This is a genomic window from Microbacterium sp. F01, assembly GCF_056156365.1.
Genome location: NZ_CM149592.1, coordinates 4,508,949 through 4,526,517, shown reverse-complemented (window position 1 = coordinate 4,526,517; position 17,569 = coordinate 4,508,949). Strand labels below are relative to the sequence as shown.

Sequence of the window (17,569 nt, the reverse complement as noted above, 5' to 3'; positions counted from 1 at the left end):
GGGTCGGGGTGAAGGACGCCTGGGGAACGTCGACTCGCCCGGTCGACTCACGCGGAGCGCCGCCGCGACGCGCGTGCGATGGCGCCCGCTGCGAACAGCGAGAGCCCGAGCAGCAGGAACGGCATCACACCCGTCCCTCCCGTCGCGGCGAGCTGAGTGGCGGTGCCGGCCGCAGCCGCCGAGCCGGTGACGGTGGCCGCCGCGGCGGTCGTGCCGTCCGTGCCGTCGTCACCGGGCGTCCCGTTGTTCCCCGGAGTGGTGGGGTTCGTCGGGTCCGTCGGATCGGTCGGGTCCGTCGGATCGGTCGGGTCCGTCGGGTCGGTGGGATCGGTCGGGTCCGTCGGATCGGTCGGGTCCGTGGGGTCCGTCGGATCGGTCGGGTCCGTGGGGTCCGTCGGCACCACGGCGTCGACCGTGGTGCTGTCGCCGATCACCGAGACCGCGTTGCCGCCGATCGTGACGGGCAGCGAGATCGGCGCGAGGATCTGCGTGCCGCCGAGGATCGAGTCCGAACCGCTGGTGGTTGCGGTGGTGCCGCCCGTGCCGGCGCCGGGTGCCGCGACGGCGCCGGTCGACTCGCTGTCACCGACACCCGAGATCGCGTTGCCGACGACCGTGACGGGCGCGGCGATCGGTGCGAGCACCTGGGTGCCGCCGAGGAGCGAGTCCCCGCCGTCGGTCCAGACGTCACCGCCGGTCGAGCCCGCCGAGGGTGCCGTGGCGGCGTCTTCGCTCGAGCTGTCGCCGAGGACGGAGACGGCGTTGCCGACCGCGGTGATCGGGGCGGTGACGGGTGCGAGCACCTGGGTGCCGCCGAGGACCGAGTCCTCGCCGCCCGTCGTGCCCGTGGCCCCGCCGCTAGCGGAGCCCGCCGCCGGAGCCGTGGTGGCAGCATCCGCCGACTCACTGTCGCCGATCACGGAGATCGCGTTGCCCGCGACGGTGACCGGCGCGGTGACGGGTGCGAGCACCTGGGTGCCGCCGAGGACCGAGTCCCCGCCGTCGGTCCAGGCGTCGGCCCCGGCGGCGGAACCCGAAGAGGGCGCTGTGGTCGCGCCTTCGCTCGAGCTGTCGCCGACCACCGAGATCGCGTTGCCCGACAGGGTCACCGGCGCGGCGACCGAGACGACCCCTTGCGTGCCCGAGAGCACGCCGTCCTCGCCCGACGTCTCGGCAGCCGGGGCCGGGGCGGGAGCGGGAGCGGCGGTGGAGGCATCCATCGATGAACTGTCGCCGACGACAGCGACCGAGTTGCCGCTGACCGTGATCGGGACGTCCACCGACACGAGCGCCTGCGAGCCCGAGCCGACGCCGTCGGCACCACTGGTGGACGCGGCGGCCGGAGCCGATGCCGGAGCGGGAGCAGCGGTCGTCGCGCCGCTCGACGAGGAGTCGCCGAGGACGGAGAGCGACGTGCCGCTCACCGTGACCGGGACGGTGATGTCGATGACGGCCTGGCTGCCCGAGAGCAGTCCGTCGTCACCGGTGGTCTCGGCCGCGTTGGCGACCGTCGCGCCGAGCAGCGTGATGCCGCCGGCCAGGAGCGTGCCCCAGAGGGCGCGCTTGTAGAAAGTGCGCATGATGTTCCCCTTTTGTGGATTGATCGGTTCTCAGCGCGGGAAGGAGTCGCGCTGTTCAGCGCGGAGGGCGCGCTGATGCTCTGGCGCCCAGGCTCGGATGAGCAGGGCGGCCGAGGCCCGATCAGTCGGGGGAGACGTCGGTGGATCCGGCAGGCGCCGGCGGGGCGTGCTCGTCCTCCGGTCCGGCACGGCGCACCCAGGCACGGTGTGCGGCGAGCGGAAGGAGGGCAGCGAGCGCCCAGGCGCCGGGACCCGCACCACCGGGTCCCGCGGAAGACAACGACAGGCAGAGTCCGCCTGCAGAGGCGAGGAGTCCGCCCGCGACGAGCGCGGCGGACGAGACGACGACGGCGGCACGCGTGGCCGCTTCGGAGACGGATGCTGCGGCCCAGTGGCCGAACGCACGCGCTGTCGTCGTGAAGAGGGTGGCGGCGGCATCCGTCTGCGCGGTGAGGAGCGCGACGGCGCTCGGCACCGACGAGTCGACGGTGCTGCCGAGGAGGTCGGGAAGCTGCGGAACCACGGGGAGAGCAGGCAGTCCCGGGCCCGTTGCCGGCGGCTGACCGATGGTCGCGCCCGTCTCGTCGACGGCGCCGACGAGACCGCCGACCGTCTCGTCGACCGTGCCGCCGAGGTCGGTGACGGCGTCGTCGAGACCGGTGCCCGAGACGATTCCGCCGACGACCGGCACCTCGGTGACGAGCTCGACGACCGGCTCGGCGATGTCGCTCACGACCCCGCCCGAGACGACTTCTGTGACCGGCTGGGTCACCGTCGTGACGACGGTGCCGACGGTCTGCACGACCTGGCTCACCGGCTGCTGCACGGGAGCGGGAGTCGTGGCGACAACGGTGTTGACGGCTTCGGCGACGCCGGTCGTGACGGTCGAAACGGTGCCGGTGACGGTCGACGCGGTCGTGTCGACCAGCGATGTCACTGCTCCGAGGGCACCCCCGAGTGCTCCTGCGTCATCGGCTTCGTCGGCGTGCGCCTGTCCGAGGCCGAGGCCGAGGACCAGCGAGACGACGATCCAGGCGAACGCGGTCCCGACCCCGATGAGGGCCAGCCGCACGATCCTCGGCAGCTGCGAGGTTGCGATCTCCACGTTCACCTCCCACGACGAAAGAGCCGCACGTTCCGGACGGATCGTGCGTGAGGGTGCCTGGAGTTGAGAGAGTACTCCCTCGCGATTCGCTCTGTCCAGACCCCTGTGGACGGTGAGTCCCGTTGTCCCGACTGGCGAGCGCCGGCGACGGCGAACGGCGCGCAATTGTGCACAGGACAGTGTTCGCGTCCAAACCTTCAACCCCGACTTCAACCACATCTCTCTCCACAGGGTGTGAATTACGCAGCACCTGGTCAGATGCAATTTCGGGGACATAACCCCCAGAAAGGGGGTGAGTTCTCCACAGGGGTTGCTCACAGGTGTGACGGCGTTTCTCCCCCGCTCTCCACAAAGTTATCCACAGGGTGTGTTGCGACTGTCGGAGCCCATCCTTAGCGTGGGGTGCGGCCCATTCGGGCGTCGCGCCTCCGTGCTGGGTTCGGTGACGCGACGGCGGCCGGAAGCGCACGACAGAGCAGGTGGGGAAGGCGGGATGCCGTGGCATCCCGCTATTCGCTCGTGCCCAGGCACGCCGACTCGGCGAGCCGTCAGGATGCCGCCGAGAGAGCTCGGATGATGTGAACAAACGGTAGGGAGGACGCGCAGCCTATGTCGATCGCCGACATCTCCGAAGAGCGCATGGGGGGTCCTCGCGACTTCGAGCGCACTCCCCCGCACGACCTGCTCGCCGAGCAGAGCGCGCTGGGCGGAATGCTGCTCTCGAAGGACGCCGTCGCCGACGTCATCGAGACGCTGCGCGGCACCGACTTCTACGTGCCCAAGCACGAGCTGATCTTCGAGGCGATCCTCACCCTCTACTCGCACGGCGAGCCGACGGATGTCGTGGCCGTCACCGACGAGCTCATCAAGACGGGCGAGCTGCAGCGCGCCGGCGGCGCCGACTACCTGCACACGCTCACCTCGATCGTGCCGACCGCCGCCAACGCCGGCTACTACGCCTCGATCGTGTCGGAGCGTGCGCTGCTGCGCCGGCTCGTCGACGCCGGAACCCGCATCGTGCAGATGGGGTACTCGGGTCAGGGCGAGGCGCTCGACCTCGTCAACAACGCCCAGGCCGAGATCTACTCGGTGACGGGTGCGGAGCAGGCCGAGGACTACGTGCCGCTCACCATCGCGGTCGACGCCGCCGTGGAAGAGATCGAGGCCGCGCGCGGTCGCGACGGCCAGATGACCGGCATCCCGACCGGCTTCTCGGGACTCGATGCGCTGACCAACGGCCTGCACCCCGGCCAGATGATCATCATCGCGGCGCGACCCGCGATGGGTAAGTCGACGCTCGCGCTCGACTTCGCGCGCTCCGCGGCGATCAAGGCCAACATGCCGACGATCTTCTTCTCGCTCGAGATGGGGCGCAGCGAGATCGCGATGCGCCTGCTGAGCGCCGAGGGCGCGATCCCGCTGCAGTCGATGCGCAAGGGCACGCTCGACTCGCGCGACTGGACCACCGTCGCCGCGACCCGCGGCCGCATCAACGACGCGCCGCTCTACATCGACGACAGCCCCAACATGACGCTCGTCGAGATCCGCGCGAAGTGCCGCCGCCTCAAGCAGCGCGCGGGCCTCAAGCTCGTCGTCATCGACTACCTGCAGCTCATGACCTCGGGCAAGCGCGTCGAGTCGCGTCAGCAGGAGGTCTCGGAGTTCTCGCGCGCGCTCAAGCTCCTCGCGAAGGAGCTGGGCGTGCCGGTCATCGCACTCTCGCAGCTGAACCGTGGTGCCGAGCAGCGCGCCGACAAGAAGCCGGCGCTGAGCGACCTGCGTGAGTCGGGCTCGATCGAGCAGGACGCCGACATGGTGGTGCTCCTGCACCGCGAGGCCGCCTACGAGAAGGATTCCCCGCGCGCCGGCGAGGCCGATCTCATCGTCGCCAAGCACCGCAACGGCCCGACCGACACGATCACGGTGGCGTTCCAGGGCCACTTCTCCCGGTTCACCGACATGGCCCCGGGGGACTTCGGGTAATCCGGGTCTGGAGGTTTACACGGCAGAGCCGAGGCGGCGCACCGGATAGCGCAGGTGAAGCACCCGAAGACTGGTCCTGGCGCCGCAGGCCGGAGTGATGGTGCAATCGGCGCATGGGGGAAAGTCGTGTGACGTTCATCGACCGATCGCGGCCCTGGCGCGCGGCGATCGCCGGCCTCGGGGGACTGTGGTCGCTCGTGATCCTGCCGTTCCCGGCGACGGACTTCGGAGTGACGCTTTGGAGCTGGGTCTTCCGCTACCGTGCGTACTTCTGGGCACGCGAAGCGGTCCACGATCCGTACATCGTCTTCGGGGCGCTCGCGGCGGTTTCCTTTCTGGCGATCGGACTCGCGCTGCTCCCGGACCTGCGGAGAGCGGGATGGGGCGGAGCTGTCATGGCATGGCTGGTCATCGCCGGGGCGCCGGTCACCGCGCTCAGCTACCTCAACACCCCCACCGAAGCGCCGCTGCACTTCCTGTGGGGCGCAGAGGCGTTCGTCCTCATCGCCGTCGGGCTCGCCGGTGTGGTCGCCGCCGTGACGGCCGGATCACGCTGGCGTCTGTGGGTGCGGATCGTGCTGGGACTGACCCTGCCGCTCCTCGTCGCGGGCACGATTGCCACGGGTTACTGGCCGCACGGCCCTCTCGTGGTGCTCGCCGTCGAGGCGATCGCGGTCATCCTTGCTGCGCCGAAGGCTGCGGAATGGGCGGAGGCAGCACCCGAAGCACGACCGGCGCCTGAGACCGCGCGTGAGTAGGATCTCGCCATGACCACCTCCGGCCGGCACTTTCCCGTCTGCATCCGGCGTGCGACGCTCGGACTGCGGCGCCTTGCGACGCAGCGATGAAACTGCTCCTCACCTCCGGCGGAGTCACGAACGACAGCATCCGCTCCGCGCTCGTCGAACTGCTCGGCAAGCCGATCGAAGAATCGAGCGCCCTCCTCGTGCCGACGGCGCAGTGGGGGCAGCCGATGTGCTCGCCCGAGAGCGTCTGGCGCTCCGTAGCCGGCCGGTGGGACGGCGAAGTCGGTCTCGTCGATCTGGGATGGAAGTCGGTCGGGGTTCTCGAGCTCACGGCGCTGCCGACCATCGGCGAAGACCGCTGGGTCCCCTGGGTCCGCGAGGCCGACGTTCTGCTCGTCGACGGCGGCGAAGCCGTCTATCTCGCGCACTGGATGCGGGAGTCGGGCCTCGCCGACCTGCTCCCGTCGCTCGATGACACCGTCTGGATCGGCGTTAGCGCAGGGAGCATGGTGATGACGCCGCGGGTCGGCCCGGAGTTCGTCGATTGGCGACCCGGTGGCACCGACGAGACACTCGGAGTCGTCGACTTCTCGATCTTCCCGCACCTGGATTACCCCGGCTGGTCGTCCAACACGACCGAGAGCGCGCGGCTCTGGGCTACGAACATCCCGGGTCGCGCCTATGCCATCGACGACCAGACCGCGATCTCTGTCGTCGACGGCACGGTGGACGTCATCTCCGAAGGCAACTGGGAGTACTTCGACTGAAGCGGCCGACCGGGTAACCCCGCCTGCTCCCTCGCTCAGTTGGGAAGCGCCTCAGTCGTTCCCGTTCCCGTTGCCGTTCCCATTCCCGTTCCCGGGGCCGCTGTTGTCCGCCGGCTGTTCGGGGGCGGGAGCCGGCCCGGGGGCCGGGGCTTGGCGCGGCGGCGGCGCGGCGCGCCGCACCAGGTTGGCGGGCGGAGCGGGGAAACCGCCGCCCGGGTAGAGCTGGTTGGCCGCGGCCTGGATGTCGCGCGTCATCGGCAGGCGGATGGTCGACAGCGCCCTGCCGTTGTAGAACGACCGGAACACGTCGCCGAACCCGGTCGTGTTCCCGACCCACACCGCGGTCGTCACACGGGTGCTCGACTCGACGAGCCACGTCTGGATGTTCTCGTGCGTTCCCGTCTTGCCCATCACCGGCGTGCCGTCGTTCGGGTTGCCGCCCGACCCGGTGCCTCCGGGGCGCATGACGCCCTGCAGTGCGAACGCCGTCGCGGCTGCCACTTCGGGGCTGATGACCTGCGCGCACCGGTCGCCCGGCACCGGAAGCTCGGTGCCGTCGGCATTGACCACGCGCTCGATCACGCGAGGTTTGCAGTAGACGCCGTTGTTCGCGACAGTCGCGAACGCCCCGGCCAGGGCGACGGGCGCGATGTTCTTGGTGCCGATGATCGACGCGGAGCCGTCGAGGTTCACCGGCGCGCCGTCGCCGAGAGTGACGCCCATGCGGGCCGCGACTTGTTCGATGTCGCAGAGGTCGAGCTGCTCCGCCATGCCGAGGAAGCCGCTGTTGAGAGATTGCGCCGTGAACTGCATGGGCGTCCCCACGTACCCGGGCGCACCCCCGAAGTTGCGCACGACGTGGTTCTCGCGGTTGACCCAGGTTCCCCCGCAGCGATCGCGGAGGCGCGGAATGGCCCGCAGGGTTCCGTTGACGGAGTCGGACAGGGTGTGCCCCGTCTCGAGCCAGTCGACCAGGGTGAACAGCTTGAACGTCGATCCGGTCGGGAATCCCGTGGAGACACCGTGCATCATGTCCCCCGCGTAGACCAGCGACGTGTACGCCGGGTCGGTGAGAGCGAGATCGCGGTCTTCCGTGAACCGGTTGTTCTGGCTGATCGCGAGGATGCGGCCGGTGGGGGCCTCGATGCTCACCGATGCCGAACCGAACGACATCGCTGCCACGGTTTCGGGGGCGTAGCGGTGCATCGCATCCTGCGACGCGTTCTGCAGCTGCCAGTCCAGCGTCGTGTAGATGTTCAGGCCTTCGCGCGTCAGCGACTTCTGCCGGTCTTCCGAGGTCTCACCGAACGCGCTCGCGTAGTCGGGGTCCAGTCGCACGGTGTTCACCACGTACTGGCAGAAGAAGGGGGCGGCGCTGGACCCGCACCTCGTGGGCGGCGGCTGAAGCGCCGGGGTGATCGGCTCGATCGCCGCGGCGACATACTGTTCGGCGGTGATGCGGCCGTCTTCGCGCATCCGGTCGAGCACGTACAGCTGCCGGCCCTTGGTCGCGCTGTAGGCGTCACCGGCGGCGAGGTACTGCTCCTGCGTGATCGACCCGTCGGCGAGGAGGGTGTCCAGGCCCGCGAGTGTGCCGGGGGTGACGTCATCGACCAGCCCGTCGGCGGCCTTGTTGTACCGGGTGCCGTCGGCCCCGAAGATCGAGCCCGCGGACCGGTCGATGCGGAACGTGTTCGGGTTCTGCACGATGCCCGCGAGCGTCGCCGCCTGCGTCAGAGTGAGGTTCGATGCCGTGGTGCTGAAGTAGTAGCGTGCCGCCGCTTCGATCCCGTAGGTCGTGCCGCCGAAGTTCGCGATGTTCAGGTAACCCAGGAGGATGTCGTTCTTCGAGTACTTCTGCTCGAGCTGGACGGCGAAGCGGATCTCCTGGAGCTTGCGCTCATATCCCTCGACACCGTCCGCCTGCGTCGCGTCTCTCCAGCACTCCTGCAGCACCTGGTCGCGACTCATCTTCACCACGGCGGCGCCGTTCTCGTCGAGGACGGCCTCTCCGGCTTCGTTCGTCTCGTACACCGTCTCCGCGTCGCGTTCGCAGCGCTGCACCAGCACGTTCTTCACGTACTGCTGGCTGATCGAGGAACCGCCCTGGGTCTGACCGCCCTGGGCGTTCTTGATGAGAGCACGGGTCGTTCCGAGGATGTCTACCCCGCCGTGCTGGTAGTACCGGGGATCCTCGGAGGCCAGGATGGCGTCGTACATGACGAGCGAGACCTGGTCGAACTCGACGGGCTCGCGATTCTGGTCGTAGAACGAGGTCAGCTCGACGTCCTGCCCGCTGGCGGGGTCGCGGGCGTAGATCGTGGTCGGCAGCATCAGCTGGTCGATCTCGAGGTAGCTGGGCATGCCGTCGAACAGCGACACTGCGGAACTGGCCGCGTGCCCTGAGATGGCGATGGCCGGGGCGAGCGGGGCGACCACGAGCACGCCGGCGACGACACTCAGCACCAGCAGTCCCATGAGACCGCCCAGCACCCCGGCGAAAGTGCGCCGGTAAGGCGGCAGGGACGAGTCCTCTGCCGAGACCTCTCGCGACCGCTTCATGCTGCTTCCCTCCGCGGTTGGAGGAATCATGTCACGACCCGTCGCGATTGCGCGACGGGTTCCGCAACCTCGTATCGGCGCATAGGGTCGGGCACGCAGCATCCGTTCGAGAACGAGTCAGGCGCGAACGCGCCGAACCGGACACGAAGGAGAGTCCCATGCAGACCCTGACGGTCGACTTCATCATCTCGCTCGACGGCTACGGCGCCGCGGAGGGGTGGCCCGGCTTCTGGGGGATGGAGGGCCCGGAGTATCTGCGCTGGCTCGCGGAGTCGCCCGAAAAGGACGATCCGCTCCTCATGGGCGCGACGACGTACCGCCTCATGTCGGAGCTCACCGCCGGCGGCGAGGAGGGCACCGACATGCTCGGGGGCATCGAGAAGTACGTCTTCTCGTCGACCCTCGAGGAGCCGCTCGCGTGGGAGAACTCCACGCTGGTCCGCGAGGACGCGGTGGAGTTCGTGCGCCGGCTGAAGGAGGAGTCCGACCGTGCGCTGCGCACCCTCGGCAGCGTCGCGCTCTGCCGGTCGCTGCTCTACGCCGGGCTCGTCGATCGCTACCGCGTCGGCGTGTTCCCGGTGATCACCGGAGCGACCGGACAGGACCGCATCTTCGACGGCTACCCCGACGTCCGGCTGGATCTGGTGGAGTCGCGCACATTCGACGGGCGCATCCAGCTGCTCGAGTACGTCCCGACGGTGCTCGACGGCCCGCCCGGGGCGTGATCGGGCACACCTGAGCGGGGGACGGATGCTGCGGCCGCAGCATCCGTGCCATCACATCGTGCGCGCGTGCTCGACGAACGCATCGAGCGTGGTGCGCAGCGCGGGGGAGTCCTCCTGCGAACGGCGATGGACCGCGAGCACGTCGCGGGTCGACGCCGGCGCGACGGTCGGGATCGCGACCAGATCGGGTCCGAGGTCGCCGCGGCCCAGGCGCGGCACGAGCGCGACCGCGCGGCCGGCGCGCGCGAATTCGAGGTGGTTCTGGAACTCCATCGACTCGTGCACGATGCGGGGCGCGTTCGGGACGCCGTCGAAGAGCCGGCGCAGCCACTGCCGGCAGATGGTGGCCTCGAACGTCGCGACCCACGTCTCCCCCGCGAGCTCCTCGGGGTGCAGCTCTGCGCGACCGGCGAGCGGGTGGTCGCGATGCAGGATGACGTCGGCGACATCCGTGAACAGCGGGGTCGTGACCAGGTGGTCGGGCATCGCGAGGGCGACCCCGCCCCACCGGTGGACGATCCCGAGGTCGCGCTGGCCCGACGCGACGAGGGCGATCGTCTCCCACGGCTCGCTCTCGCGCAGCGGCAGCGAGAGATCGGGGTGGCGCTCGGCCAGCTCGCTCAGCACCGGGATGACCAGTCCGCGCACCACGGTCGAGAACGCGGCGAGCCTCATCTCGCCCACCACCCGGTCGTCGATCCCGGCGGTGAGCTGCAGATCCGCGCGGAGCCGCTCGAGGTCGGCGAGGATCGGCGTCGACGCGACGACGAGGCGCGTGCCCGCCTCGGTGAGGATCACTCCGCGCCCAGCACGTTCGAGGAGGGCGATGCCGGTCTCGCGCTCGAGGCGCTTGACCTGCTGCGACACCGCGGACGGCGTGTAGCCGAGGCTCGTCGCCGCGGCGACCACGCTGCCCTGCGTGGCGACCGCGCGAAGGGAGAGCACCGCTTCGAGGTCGATCATGAAGCAACGCTACATCGTTTCATGGAGAAAGCATCGCTGGTGCTTCATCCATCGTTCGGGTGGAGTGGAACTCGTGAACAGACGCGACATGATGCTGGCGGCGGCCGTGGCATCGCTCTGGGGGTTCAACTTCGTCGTGATCGACTGGGGGATGACGGGCGTGCCGCCGCTGCTGTTCGTCGCGATCCGCTTCCTGGTGGTCGCCCTCGCGGTCTTCGTCGTCCCGCGGCCCCGCACCTCCTGGCGCACGGTGATCGGCGTGGGCCTGTTCATGAGCCTCGGACAGTTCGGGCTGCTCTACACCTCGATGGCGCTGGGTCTGCAACCGGGGCTCGCCGCGCTCGTGCTGCAGGCGCAGGCGGTGTTCACGATCCTCATCGCCGCCGCGGTGCTGCGGGAACGCCCCACCGTGCCGCAGATCGCCGGCGTCGCACTCGGTGTGGTCGGGCTCGCCATCGTCGCGACCGGCCGCGGGGGTGATGCCCCCGCCCTCGCCGTGGCGTTGGCGCTCGCGGCGGCGTTCTCGTGGGGCATCGGCAATGTGATCTCCCGTCGTGCCGGGGCCGTCGGCGGGCCGGGTCGCCTGGGCTCGCTGTCGCTCACCGCATGGTCGGCGCTCGTGGTGCCCGTCCCGGCGTTGATGCTCTCGTTCCTCGTCGAGGGTCCGTCCGCGATCGCCGCGGGCATCGCCGCCTTCGGATGGCAGTCGCTGCTGTCGACGCTCTACACCGCGGTGCTGTGCACGATCATCGGCTACTCGATCTGGAACGGCCTGCTGGCTCGGAACCCGTCCGCGGCCGTCGTGCCGTGGGTGCTGCTCGCACCGGTCGTGGCGATGGCCGCGGCCGCGCTCCTCCTCGGCCAGTTCCCCACGCCCGCGGAGCTCGTCGGCGGCGTCCTCCTCGTCGGGGGCGTGCTCGTCACGGGGCTGCGCCGTATATCGATTCGCCGGAAGGTTTTGCGCAAGAACTTGACATGAGGATGGCGCTGCCGAATCGATTCGATACACTGGCCCGTGCCACTCGGCACCTCTCCGTCGCCTGCGGGCGCGGCATCCGTCCCCTCCTCGTCTTCTCGTTCGAGAGCCGCCCTCATGACCACCGCCCTGACGACGGGCCGCCCGTGGCGCGTCATCGTCCTGTTCTCCGTCCCGCTGCTCATCGGCAACGTGGTGCAGCAGCTGTACCACTTCGTCGACGCCGTCGTCGTGGGGCGCCATCTCGGCGTCGACGCGCTCGCCGCGGTGGGCGCGACGGGCAGCATGCTGTTCCTGCTGCTCGGGTTCGCGTGGGGTCTCACGTCGGGCTTCGCGATCCCGACGGCGCAGGCGTTCGGGGCGCGGGACTACGCGGCGGTGCGGCGCTCCGTCGCGGCGGGCACGATCCTCACCGGCATCTGCACCCTGCTGCTCACCGTGGGCGCGCCGCTGCTCACCGCGCCCCTGCTCGAGCTGCTGCAGACCCCCGCCGAGCTGATGGACGACGCCATCGTCTTCGCGCAGATCAGCTTCCTCGGGGCCGGCGCGATGATGTTCTTCAACTACCTGTCGGCGATCATCCGCGCGATCGGCGACTCGCGCACGCCGCTCGTGTTCCTCACGCTGGCGTGCGCGCTCAATGTCGTGCTCGTCATCGTCATGGTCGGCCCGTTCGGCTGGGGCGTGGGCGGCGCGGCGCTCGCGACGGTGGTGTCGCAGGCGATCTCGGTGCTGCTCTGCCTCGAGTTCGTACGGCGACGGATGCCGGTGCTCCACGTCCGCCGCAGCGACTGGCGTATCAGCCGGGCCGAGCTCGCGGAGCACCTCCGCCTGGGGCTGCCGATGGGCTTCCAGGCATCGATCATCGCGATCGGAACCCTCTCGGTGCAGGTCGCGCTGAACGAGCTCGGGGCGGACGCGGTCGCCGCGTACACCGCGGCCTCCCGGGTCGACGGTCTCGCAGTGGCTCTCCTGCAGTCGCTCGGCCTCGCCGTGTCGATGTTCGTCGCCCAGAACCACGGCGGCGGCCGGCCCGACCGCATCCGCCGCGGGGTGATCCAGGCGACGTGGATGTCGGTGGGCGCCGCCATCGTGCTCGGCGCCCTGCTCATCGCCTTCGGTGCGATGACGGTGCAGCTGTTCATCGACGAGGGGTCGGCCGAAGTCGTCGACCTCGCCGCGCAGATGCTCGCCATCAACGGCGCGACCTACTGGATCCTCGGCATCCTGTTCGTCCTCCGTGGTGCGCTGCAGGGACTCGGCCACACTCTCATCCCCACCGTGACCGGCGTGATCGAACTCGTGATGCGCGTCGGCGCCGCGGTCGTGCTGGGCAGCATCTTCGGCTTCATCGGCGTCGCGGCGAGCAACCCGCTCGCGTGGCTCGGCGCCGTGGTCGTGCTCGTGCCCGCGTACATGGTGGCGCACCGGCAGCTCGCCAACGCCCCGGTCACGCCCATGGTCGCGACACCCACCACCCCCATCGCCGTCATCGGGCCCACCGACGGCTCCATGGTCGTCGACGCGATCGTCACGCAGCCCATCGTGCTGCCGACCGTCGCGCAGGGCGGCGCGCCCCGGCGCCCGCGCCGGTTCCGGTCCGCGCCGTCCCGCGACAAGCGCCGCACGCGCGGCTGACTGGCCGGGTGGTGAGCCGGGTGCGAGCCGCAGCATCCGTCCCTCCCATCGCCGCAGTCGGCCCGTGCGGTCGCGTCGGCCGTGTGATGCGACCTTACGGGCCGACTGGCCGGGTGGTGAGCCGGGTGCGAGCCGCAGCATCCGTCCCTCCCGCCGCCCGAGTCGGCCCGTGCGGTCGCGTCGGCCGCGTGATGCGACATTTCGGGCCGACTGCGCTGCGTCGGTACGGCCGGCTGCCCGGGGCGTGGCGAGAGGATGATCGGCCGGCGCCTGAGATCGGCTGGTGTCGTATTATCTGCGTATGGGTGCAGATAAGCAGGGATGCGGATACGCGGTCGACAGCCCGTTCGTCGAACTCGCTGTCGAGGTCTTCGCGATGCTCGCCGACGCCACGCGGGTGCGGATCGTGCTCGCGCTCCAGGACTCGGGCGAACTGTCCGTGAATCACCTCGCCGACATCGTCGACAAGTCGCCCGCGGCGGTGTCGCAGCACCTCGCCAAGCTCCGGCTCGCCCGCATCGTCTCGACCCGCCAGGAGGGCCAACGGGTGTTCTACCGCCTCGAGAACGAGCACGCCTCGCGACTGGTCGCCGACGCGATCTACCAGGCCGAGCACTCACTGGGCGGGACGCCGCGCCACCACCGCGCCGAGAAGGGCGCCGAATGAGCGCGCAGACCGCCGGACATCACTCCCACGACCAGGACCGGCATCACGCCGAGCACGGGCATCCGCACGAGCACGGCCACCCGCACGAGCGCGGCTACCCGCACGACCACAGCCACGACCACGGCGGCCACGACCACTCACACCCCGGCGGATTCCGCGGCGTGCTCCACGAGCTGTTCGTGCCGCACTCGCACGATGCCGCGGACTCGATCGACGACGCGATGGAGGCGCACTCCGCCGGTATCCGCGCCCTCAAGATCAGCCTCGTGATCCTCCTCGCGACGACGGCGGTCCAGGCGGTCGTCGTCGCGTTCAGCGGTTCAGTCGCGCTCCTCGCCGACACCGTGCACAACCTCTCCGACGCTCTCACGGCGGTCCCGCTGTGGATCGCGTTCGTCCTCGGCCGCCGCGTGGCGTCCCGCCGCTACACCTACGGACTGGGTCGCGCCGAAGACCTCGCGGGCCTGTTCATCGTGTTCGTCGTGGCGCTGTCAGCGATCGTCGCGGCGTGGCAGGCCATCGACCGCATCCTGCACCCGCAGCCCCTCGAGAATCTCGGGTGGGTCATCGCCGCCGGCGTCATCGGCTTCGCGGGGAACGAGGCGGTCGCGGTCTACCGCATCCGCGTCGGCAAGCGCATCGGCTCTGCCGCGCTCGTCGCCGACGGCGTGCACGCCCGCACCGACGGCTTCACCTCGCTCGCGGTCGTGCTCGGCGGCATCGGCGTGCTCCTCGGCTTCCCGCTCGCCGACCCGATCGTGGGGCTCATCATCGCGGCCGCGATCTTCGTGCTCCTCATCGGCACGGTCCGCAGTGTCGGCAGGCGCCTCCTCGACGGCGTGGAGCCCGAGCTCGTCGATCGGGCCGAGCACGCGCTCGAGCACGTCGACGGACTCGCGCGGATCGATCGCGTCCGCCTCCGCTGGGTCGGCCACCGGCTCCAGGGCGACGCGCTCGTCATCGCTGCGGCGGACACGGATGCTGCGGCCCTTGCCGCTGCGGCGGAATCCAGCATCCGCGCCCACCTGGGAAACGTCGACGACTTCACGGTCACCGTCCGTCCAGCCACCGGCGTCGGCGGCCCGGCATAGGCTCGGAGCCATGTCCGTGACGACGCGCCGCATGCAGGATCTGACCATCGACGACCACTTCCTCACGGTCCCCCTGGCGTGGGGCGATCCGGCGGACGCCCGCACGATCGACATCCACGCGGCAGCCGTCACGCGCGAGGGCGGCGAGAACCTGCCGTACCTCGTGTTCCTCCAGGGTGGTCCGGGCCACGAAGCGCCGCGAGCGTTCCACTCGCCTTCGGGGCCGTCGTGGCTCGATGCAGCGCTCGAGCACTACCGCGTCGTGCTGCTCGACCAGCGCGGCACGGGGCTCTCGACGCCCGTCGGCGACGACGACCTCGAGCGCGACACGTCCGAGCTCGCCGAGTACATCACCCACCTGCGCGCCGACGCGATCGTGCGCGACTGCGAGGCGGTGCGCCAGCACCTCGGCGCCGAGCGGTGGAGCGTGCTGGGGCAGTCGTTCGGCGGGTTCACCACGCTGGCGTATCTCTCGACGGATGCTGCGTCCCTCGCGCACGTCTACATCACCGGCGGCCTGAGCGCCGTGGGTCGCCATCCCGACGACGTCTACGCCCTCACCTACGACAAGATGCGCGACGAGTCGGAGAAGTACTATCGCCGCTTCCCCGCGCATCGCGATGCCATGCGGCGGGTCGTCGACCTCGCGGTCGATGGTGAGCTCGTGCTCCCGGGCGGCGAGGTCGCCTCGGTCTCGCGCGTGCGATCGATGGGGTCGGCGCTCGGCACCAACGACGGCTGGCAGAAGGTGTGGGGCCTGCTCGAGCGCGACCCGCGCTCCAACGCGTTCCGCCACGACCTCGCCGCGGCGATGCCGTTCGACACGCGCAACCCGCTGTACTACGTGTTCCACGAGTCCAGCTACGCCGACGGCCACGCCACACGCTGGTCCGCCGAGCGCACCGAGCCCGCCGACTTCCGCGAAGACCCGACGCTCTTCACCGGCGAGCACGTGCGCCGGGAGTGGCTCGACACCGTGCCCGGGTTCCAGCCGTGGCGCGACGTGACCCTGGCGCTCGCCGAGTTCGAGTGGCCGTCGCTCTACGACGCCGGCGCGCTCGCCGCGTCCGACGCGCGCGGCGCCGCCGCCGTGTACGTCAACGACGTGTACGTGCCGTTCGAGTTCTCGATGGACACCGCGCGCCTGCTCCCGGGCGTCACCCCGTGGATCACGAGCGAGCACGAGCACAACGGCCTCCGCGCCGGCGACGTGCTCTCGCGCCTCATCGACCTCGCCCACGCCCGCCGCGTGCGCTGACGCTCGGGGAAGACGGATGCCGCGGACCGCGGCATCCGTCCCCTCCACGTGCATCGGCGCGGTGTCAGCTCTCGCGGACGAGCTCGGGGAGCTGCCACGTCTTGTCGAACCAGGGCTCGAGCGGGCCGTAGAGACGCAGCATCGGGAACCACGACTTGCCGGGGATCGTCGGGATCCAGTTCGACTCCTTGCCCTCCGGAGCCGTCGGCGAGAACCACAGGATGTATGAGCCGTCGTCCTCGGCCTGCACCGTGCCCGACAGGCTCGCGAGCGCGGGGTACGCCGTCGATTGCAGGAGCGACCGGGTCTGCGTGTCGTAGAGGTCGATTGCCCAGAAGTTCTTCGCCGGCGGATCCGCAGGAATGCGGAGCGAGTACGTGCCGGCACCGTCGAGCACGTGGCCGTCGGCGTCCTCCGCCGTGTACGCGTAGGCGGAGCCGGCGCCCACCTGCGCGTGCGCCATCGCCGGAGTGATCACGGTGGCGAAGTAATGGAACTGCGTGCGGGCGTCGAGGTTGCGGGCGCCGCCCCGCAGGAATTCGTAGCTGCCGCCGATGAACGCGTTCTTCCACGACGAGCCCTCCCAGAAGAAGGCGCCGGGATCGCGCGGCTTGTAGACGAGCGTGCGCGAGATGGCCGCACCGATGCGGGCGGCGTCGTCGAGGATCGCGCGCAGCCGGCCGTCGGGCTCGAACGAGGCGCCGTGCTCGATGCCGATCGCCGCGAGCGTGCCCGCACGTTCAGGGTCGAGTGCCGAGGTCGGCTCCTCGGAGACGAGCTGCGCGAGCTCCTCGAAGAACGTGAAGTCGTTCGCGTGCACGGTGTTCTGCAGGACGGGCGCGATGTTCAGGAAGGTGTTCTCCCGGGGCGAGCCGGCCTCGCTCAGCGGGTAGATGCGCGTCTGCTTCATCGCGGGGACGCCGCCGAGGGTGCGCAGCACGACCCAGTTCGTGTACGTCGGCGACTCGTAAGTGAAGTAGCCGTCGGGGCGCTCGCCGTCGTAGCCCGGTGGCAGGAACAGGTACTTTCCGCCGGCGCCCTGGTCAGGACCGGCGATGCCCATGTCGGCGACGTACCGGAACCAGAAGTCGTCGACGACGCACAGCGACTGCGGCGGTGCCTCGATGACCGTCGGCCCCCAGGCCTTCAGGTCGAGGAACGTCGTGCCGTACGTCGTCTCGGTGTTGGGCGTCAGGAAGATGCCGCCCGAGTTCGCACGCGGGTCGGTGTACCCGATCTTGTCGGGCGCGTCGACGCCCGCCGTCCGCAGACCCTTGCGCATCGCGACGAGCGAGGCACCGGGTACCGCGGTGAGGAACGCGTCGATGCCGCGCAGCAGGTCGAGCGCGTCGAAGATCGTCTGCACCGAGTCGGTCTTCGGCACGCCGTCGAAGAACTCGAGATCGCCGAACGGCGTCTTCAGCAGATCGGGCGTGGAGAGGTGCGTCACCTCCTCCGCAAGCTGCTCCTTCGTCAGTCCCGCCCCCGGGGCGCCGTCGATCGCCATG

At 70.2% G+C, this 17,569-nt stretch carries 14 protein-coding genes; 9 read left to right on the top strand and 5 right to left on the bottom strand.

Going from position 1 to position 17,569, the window contains the following annotated elements:
* Positions 1-47: 47 nt before the first annotated feature.
* Positions 48-1,580 carry a chaplin family protein gene (locus tag ACVN90_RS20750; protein ID WP_475100088.1) on the bottom strand — a complete coding sequence of 511 codons (1,533 nt, stop codon included), beginning with the start codon at positions 1,578-1,580 and terminating at the stop codon, positions 48-50.
* A gap of 121 nt (positions 1,581-1,701) precedes the next feature.
* Positions 1,702-2,685, bottom strand: coding sequence for a hypothetical protein (locus tag ACVN90_RS20745; RefSeq protein ID WP_475100087.1), 984 nt, complete (start codon positions 2,683-2,685; stop codon positions 1,702-1,704).
* Positions 2,686-3,294: 609 nt separating this feature from the next.
* Between ACVN90_RS20745 and dnaB the strand changes: the two genes are divergently transcribed.
* The 3 genes from dnaB (at position 3,295) to ACVN90_RS20730 (ending at position 6,181) form a co-directional block, all read left to right on the top strand.
* Positions 3,295-4,668, top strand: a complete 1,374-nt coding sequence (gene dnaB, locus ACVN90_RS20740; protein WP_056365645.1) for a replicative DNA helicase — start codon at positions 3,295-3,297, stop codon at positions 4,666-4,668.
* 113 nt (positions 4,669-4,781) lie between these two features.
* Positions 4,782-5,426 (top strand): hypothetical protein, encoded by a 645-nt coding sequence (locus tag ACVN90_RS20735; RefSeq protein ID WP_475100086.1) that lies wholly within the window; start codon positions 4,782-4,784, stop codon positions 5,424-5,426.
* Positions 5,427-5,512: 86 nt separating this feature from the next.
* On the top strand, positions 5,513-6,181 hold the full coding sequence (locus ACVN90_RS20730) for a Type 1 glutamine amidotransferase-like domain-containing protein (protein ID WP_475100085.1): 669 nt from the start codon (positions 5,513-5,515) through the stop codon (positions 6,179-6,181).
* A gap of 51 nt (positions 6,182-6,232) precedes the next feature.
* Here the strand turns inward: ACVN90_RS20730 and ACVN90_RS20725 are convergent, their stop codons facing one another.
* On the bottom strand, positions 6,233-8,743 hold the full coding sequence (locus ACVN90_RS20725; RefSeq protein WP_475100084.1) for a transglycosylase domain-containing protein: 2,511 nt from the start codon (positions 8,741-8,743) through the stop codon (positions 6,233-6,235).
* Between the two features lie 158 nt (positions 8,744-8,901).
* On the opposite strand from ACVN90_RS20725, the gene ACVN90_RS20720 reads away from it, so the two are divergent.
* Positions 8,902-9,468 carry a dihydrofolate reductase family protein gene (locus ACVN90_RS20720; RefSeq protein WP_475100083.1) on the top strand — a complete coding sequence of 189 codons (567 nt, stop codon included), beginning with the start codon at positions 8,902-8,904 and terminating at the stop codon, positions 9,466-9,468.
* 51 nt (positions 9,469-9,519) lie between these two features.
* Here the strand turns inward: ACVN90_RS20720 and ACVN90_RS20715 are convergent, their stop codons facing one another.
* A complete protein-coding gene (locus ACVN90_RS20715) occupies positions 9,520-10,431 on the bottom strand; it encodes a LysR family transcriptional regulator (RefSeq protein WP_475100082.1) in 912 nt (303 codons plus the stop codon).
* A 73-nt stretch (positions 10,432-10,504) separates the two neighbouring features.
* Here ACVN90_RS20715 and ACVN90_RS20710 point away from each other — a divergent pair, with 73 nt between their 5' ends.
* From ACVN90_RS20710 to ACVN90_RS20690, 5 genes are all read left to right on the top strand, one after another.
* The gene (locus tag ACVN90_RS20710) at positions 10,505-11,410 is read left to right on the top strand and encodes an EamA family transporter (RefSeq protein WP_475100081.1); all 906 of its coding nucleotides are present in this window, start codon (positions 10,505-10,507) and stop codon (positions 11,408-11,410) included.
* A gap of 114 nt (positions 11,411-11,524) precedes the next feature.
* Positions 11,525-13,045 carry an MATE family efflux transporter gene (locus tag ACVN90_RS20705; RefSeq protein ID WP_475100080.1) on the top strand — a complete coding sequence of 507 codons (1,521 nt, stop codon included), beginning with the start codon at positions 11,525-11,527 and terminating at the stop codon, positions 13,043-13,045.
* 301 nt (positions 13,046-13,346) lie between these two features.
* Complete coding sequence (locus ACVN90_RS20700; RefSeq protein ID WP_475100079.1) at positions 13,347-13,712, top strand: ArsR/SmtB family transcription factor; 366 nt, start codon at positions 13,347-13,349, stop codon at positions 13,710-13,712.
* Complete coding sequence (locus ACVN90_RS20695; protein WP_475100078.1) at positions 13,709-14,803, top strand: cation diffusion facilitator family transporter; 1,095 nt, start codon at positions 13,709-13,711, stop codon at positions 14,801-14,803. The genes ACVN90_RS20700 and ACVN90_RS20695 overlap by 4 nt, the downstream gene beginning before the upstream one ends.
* A gap of 10 nt (positions 14,804-14,813) precedes the next feature.
* Complete coding sequence (locus ACVN90_RS20690) at positions 14,814-16,061, top strand: alpha/beta fold hydrolase (RefSeq protein ID WP_475100077.1); 1,248 nt, start codon at positions 14,814-14,816, stop codon at positions 16,059-16,061.
* A 64-nt stretch (positions 16,062-16,125) separates the two neighbouring features.
* On the opposite strand, the gene ACVN90_RS20685 is transcribed toward ACVN90_RS20690, so the two are convergent.
* The gene (locus ACVN90_RS20685; protein ID WP_475100076.1) at positions 16,126-17,568 is read right to left on the bottom strand and encodes a DUF1254 domain-containing protein; all 1,443 of its coding nucleotides are present in this window, start codon (positions 17,566-17,568) and stop codon (positions 16,126-16,128) included.
* Between the last annotated feature and the right edge of the window lies 1 nt (position 17,569).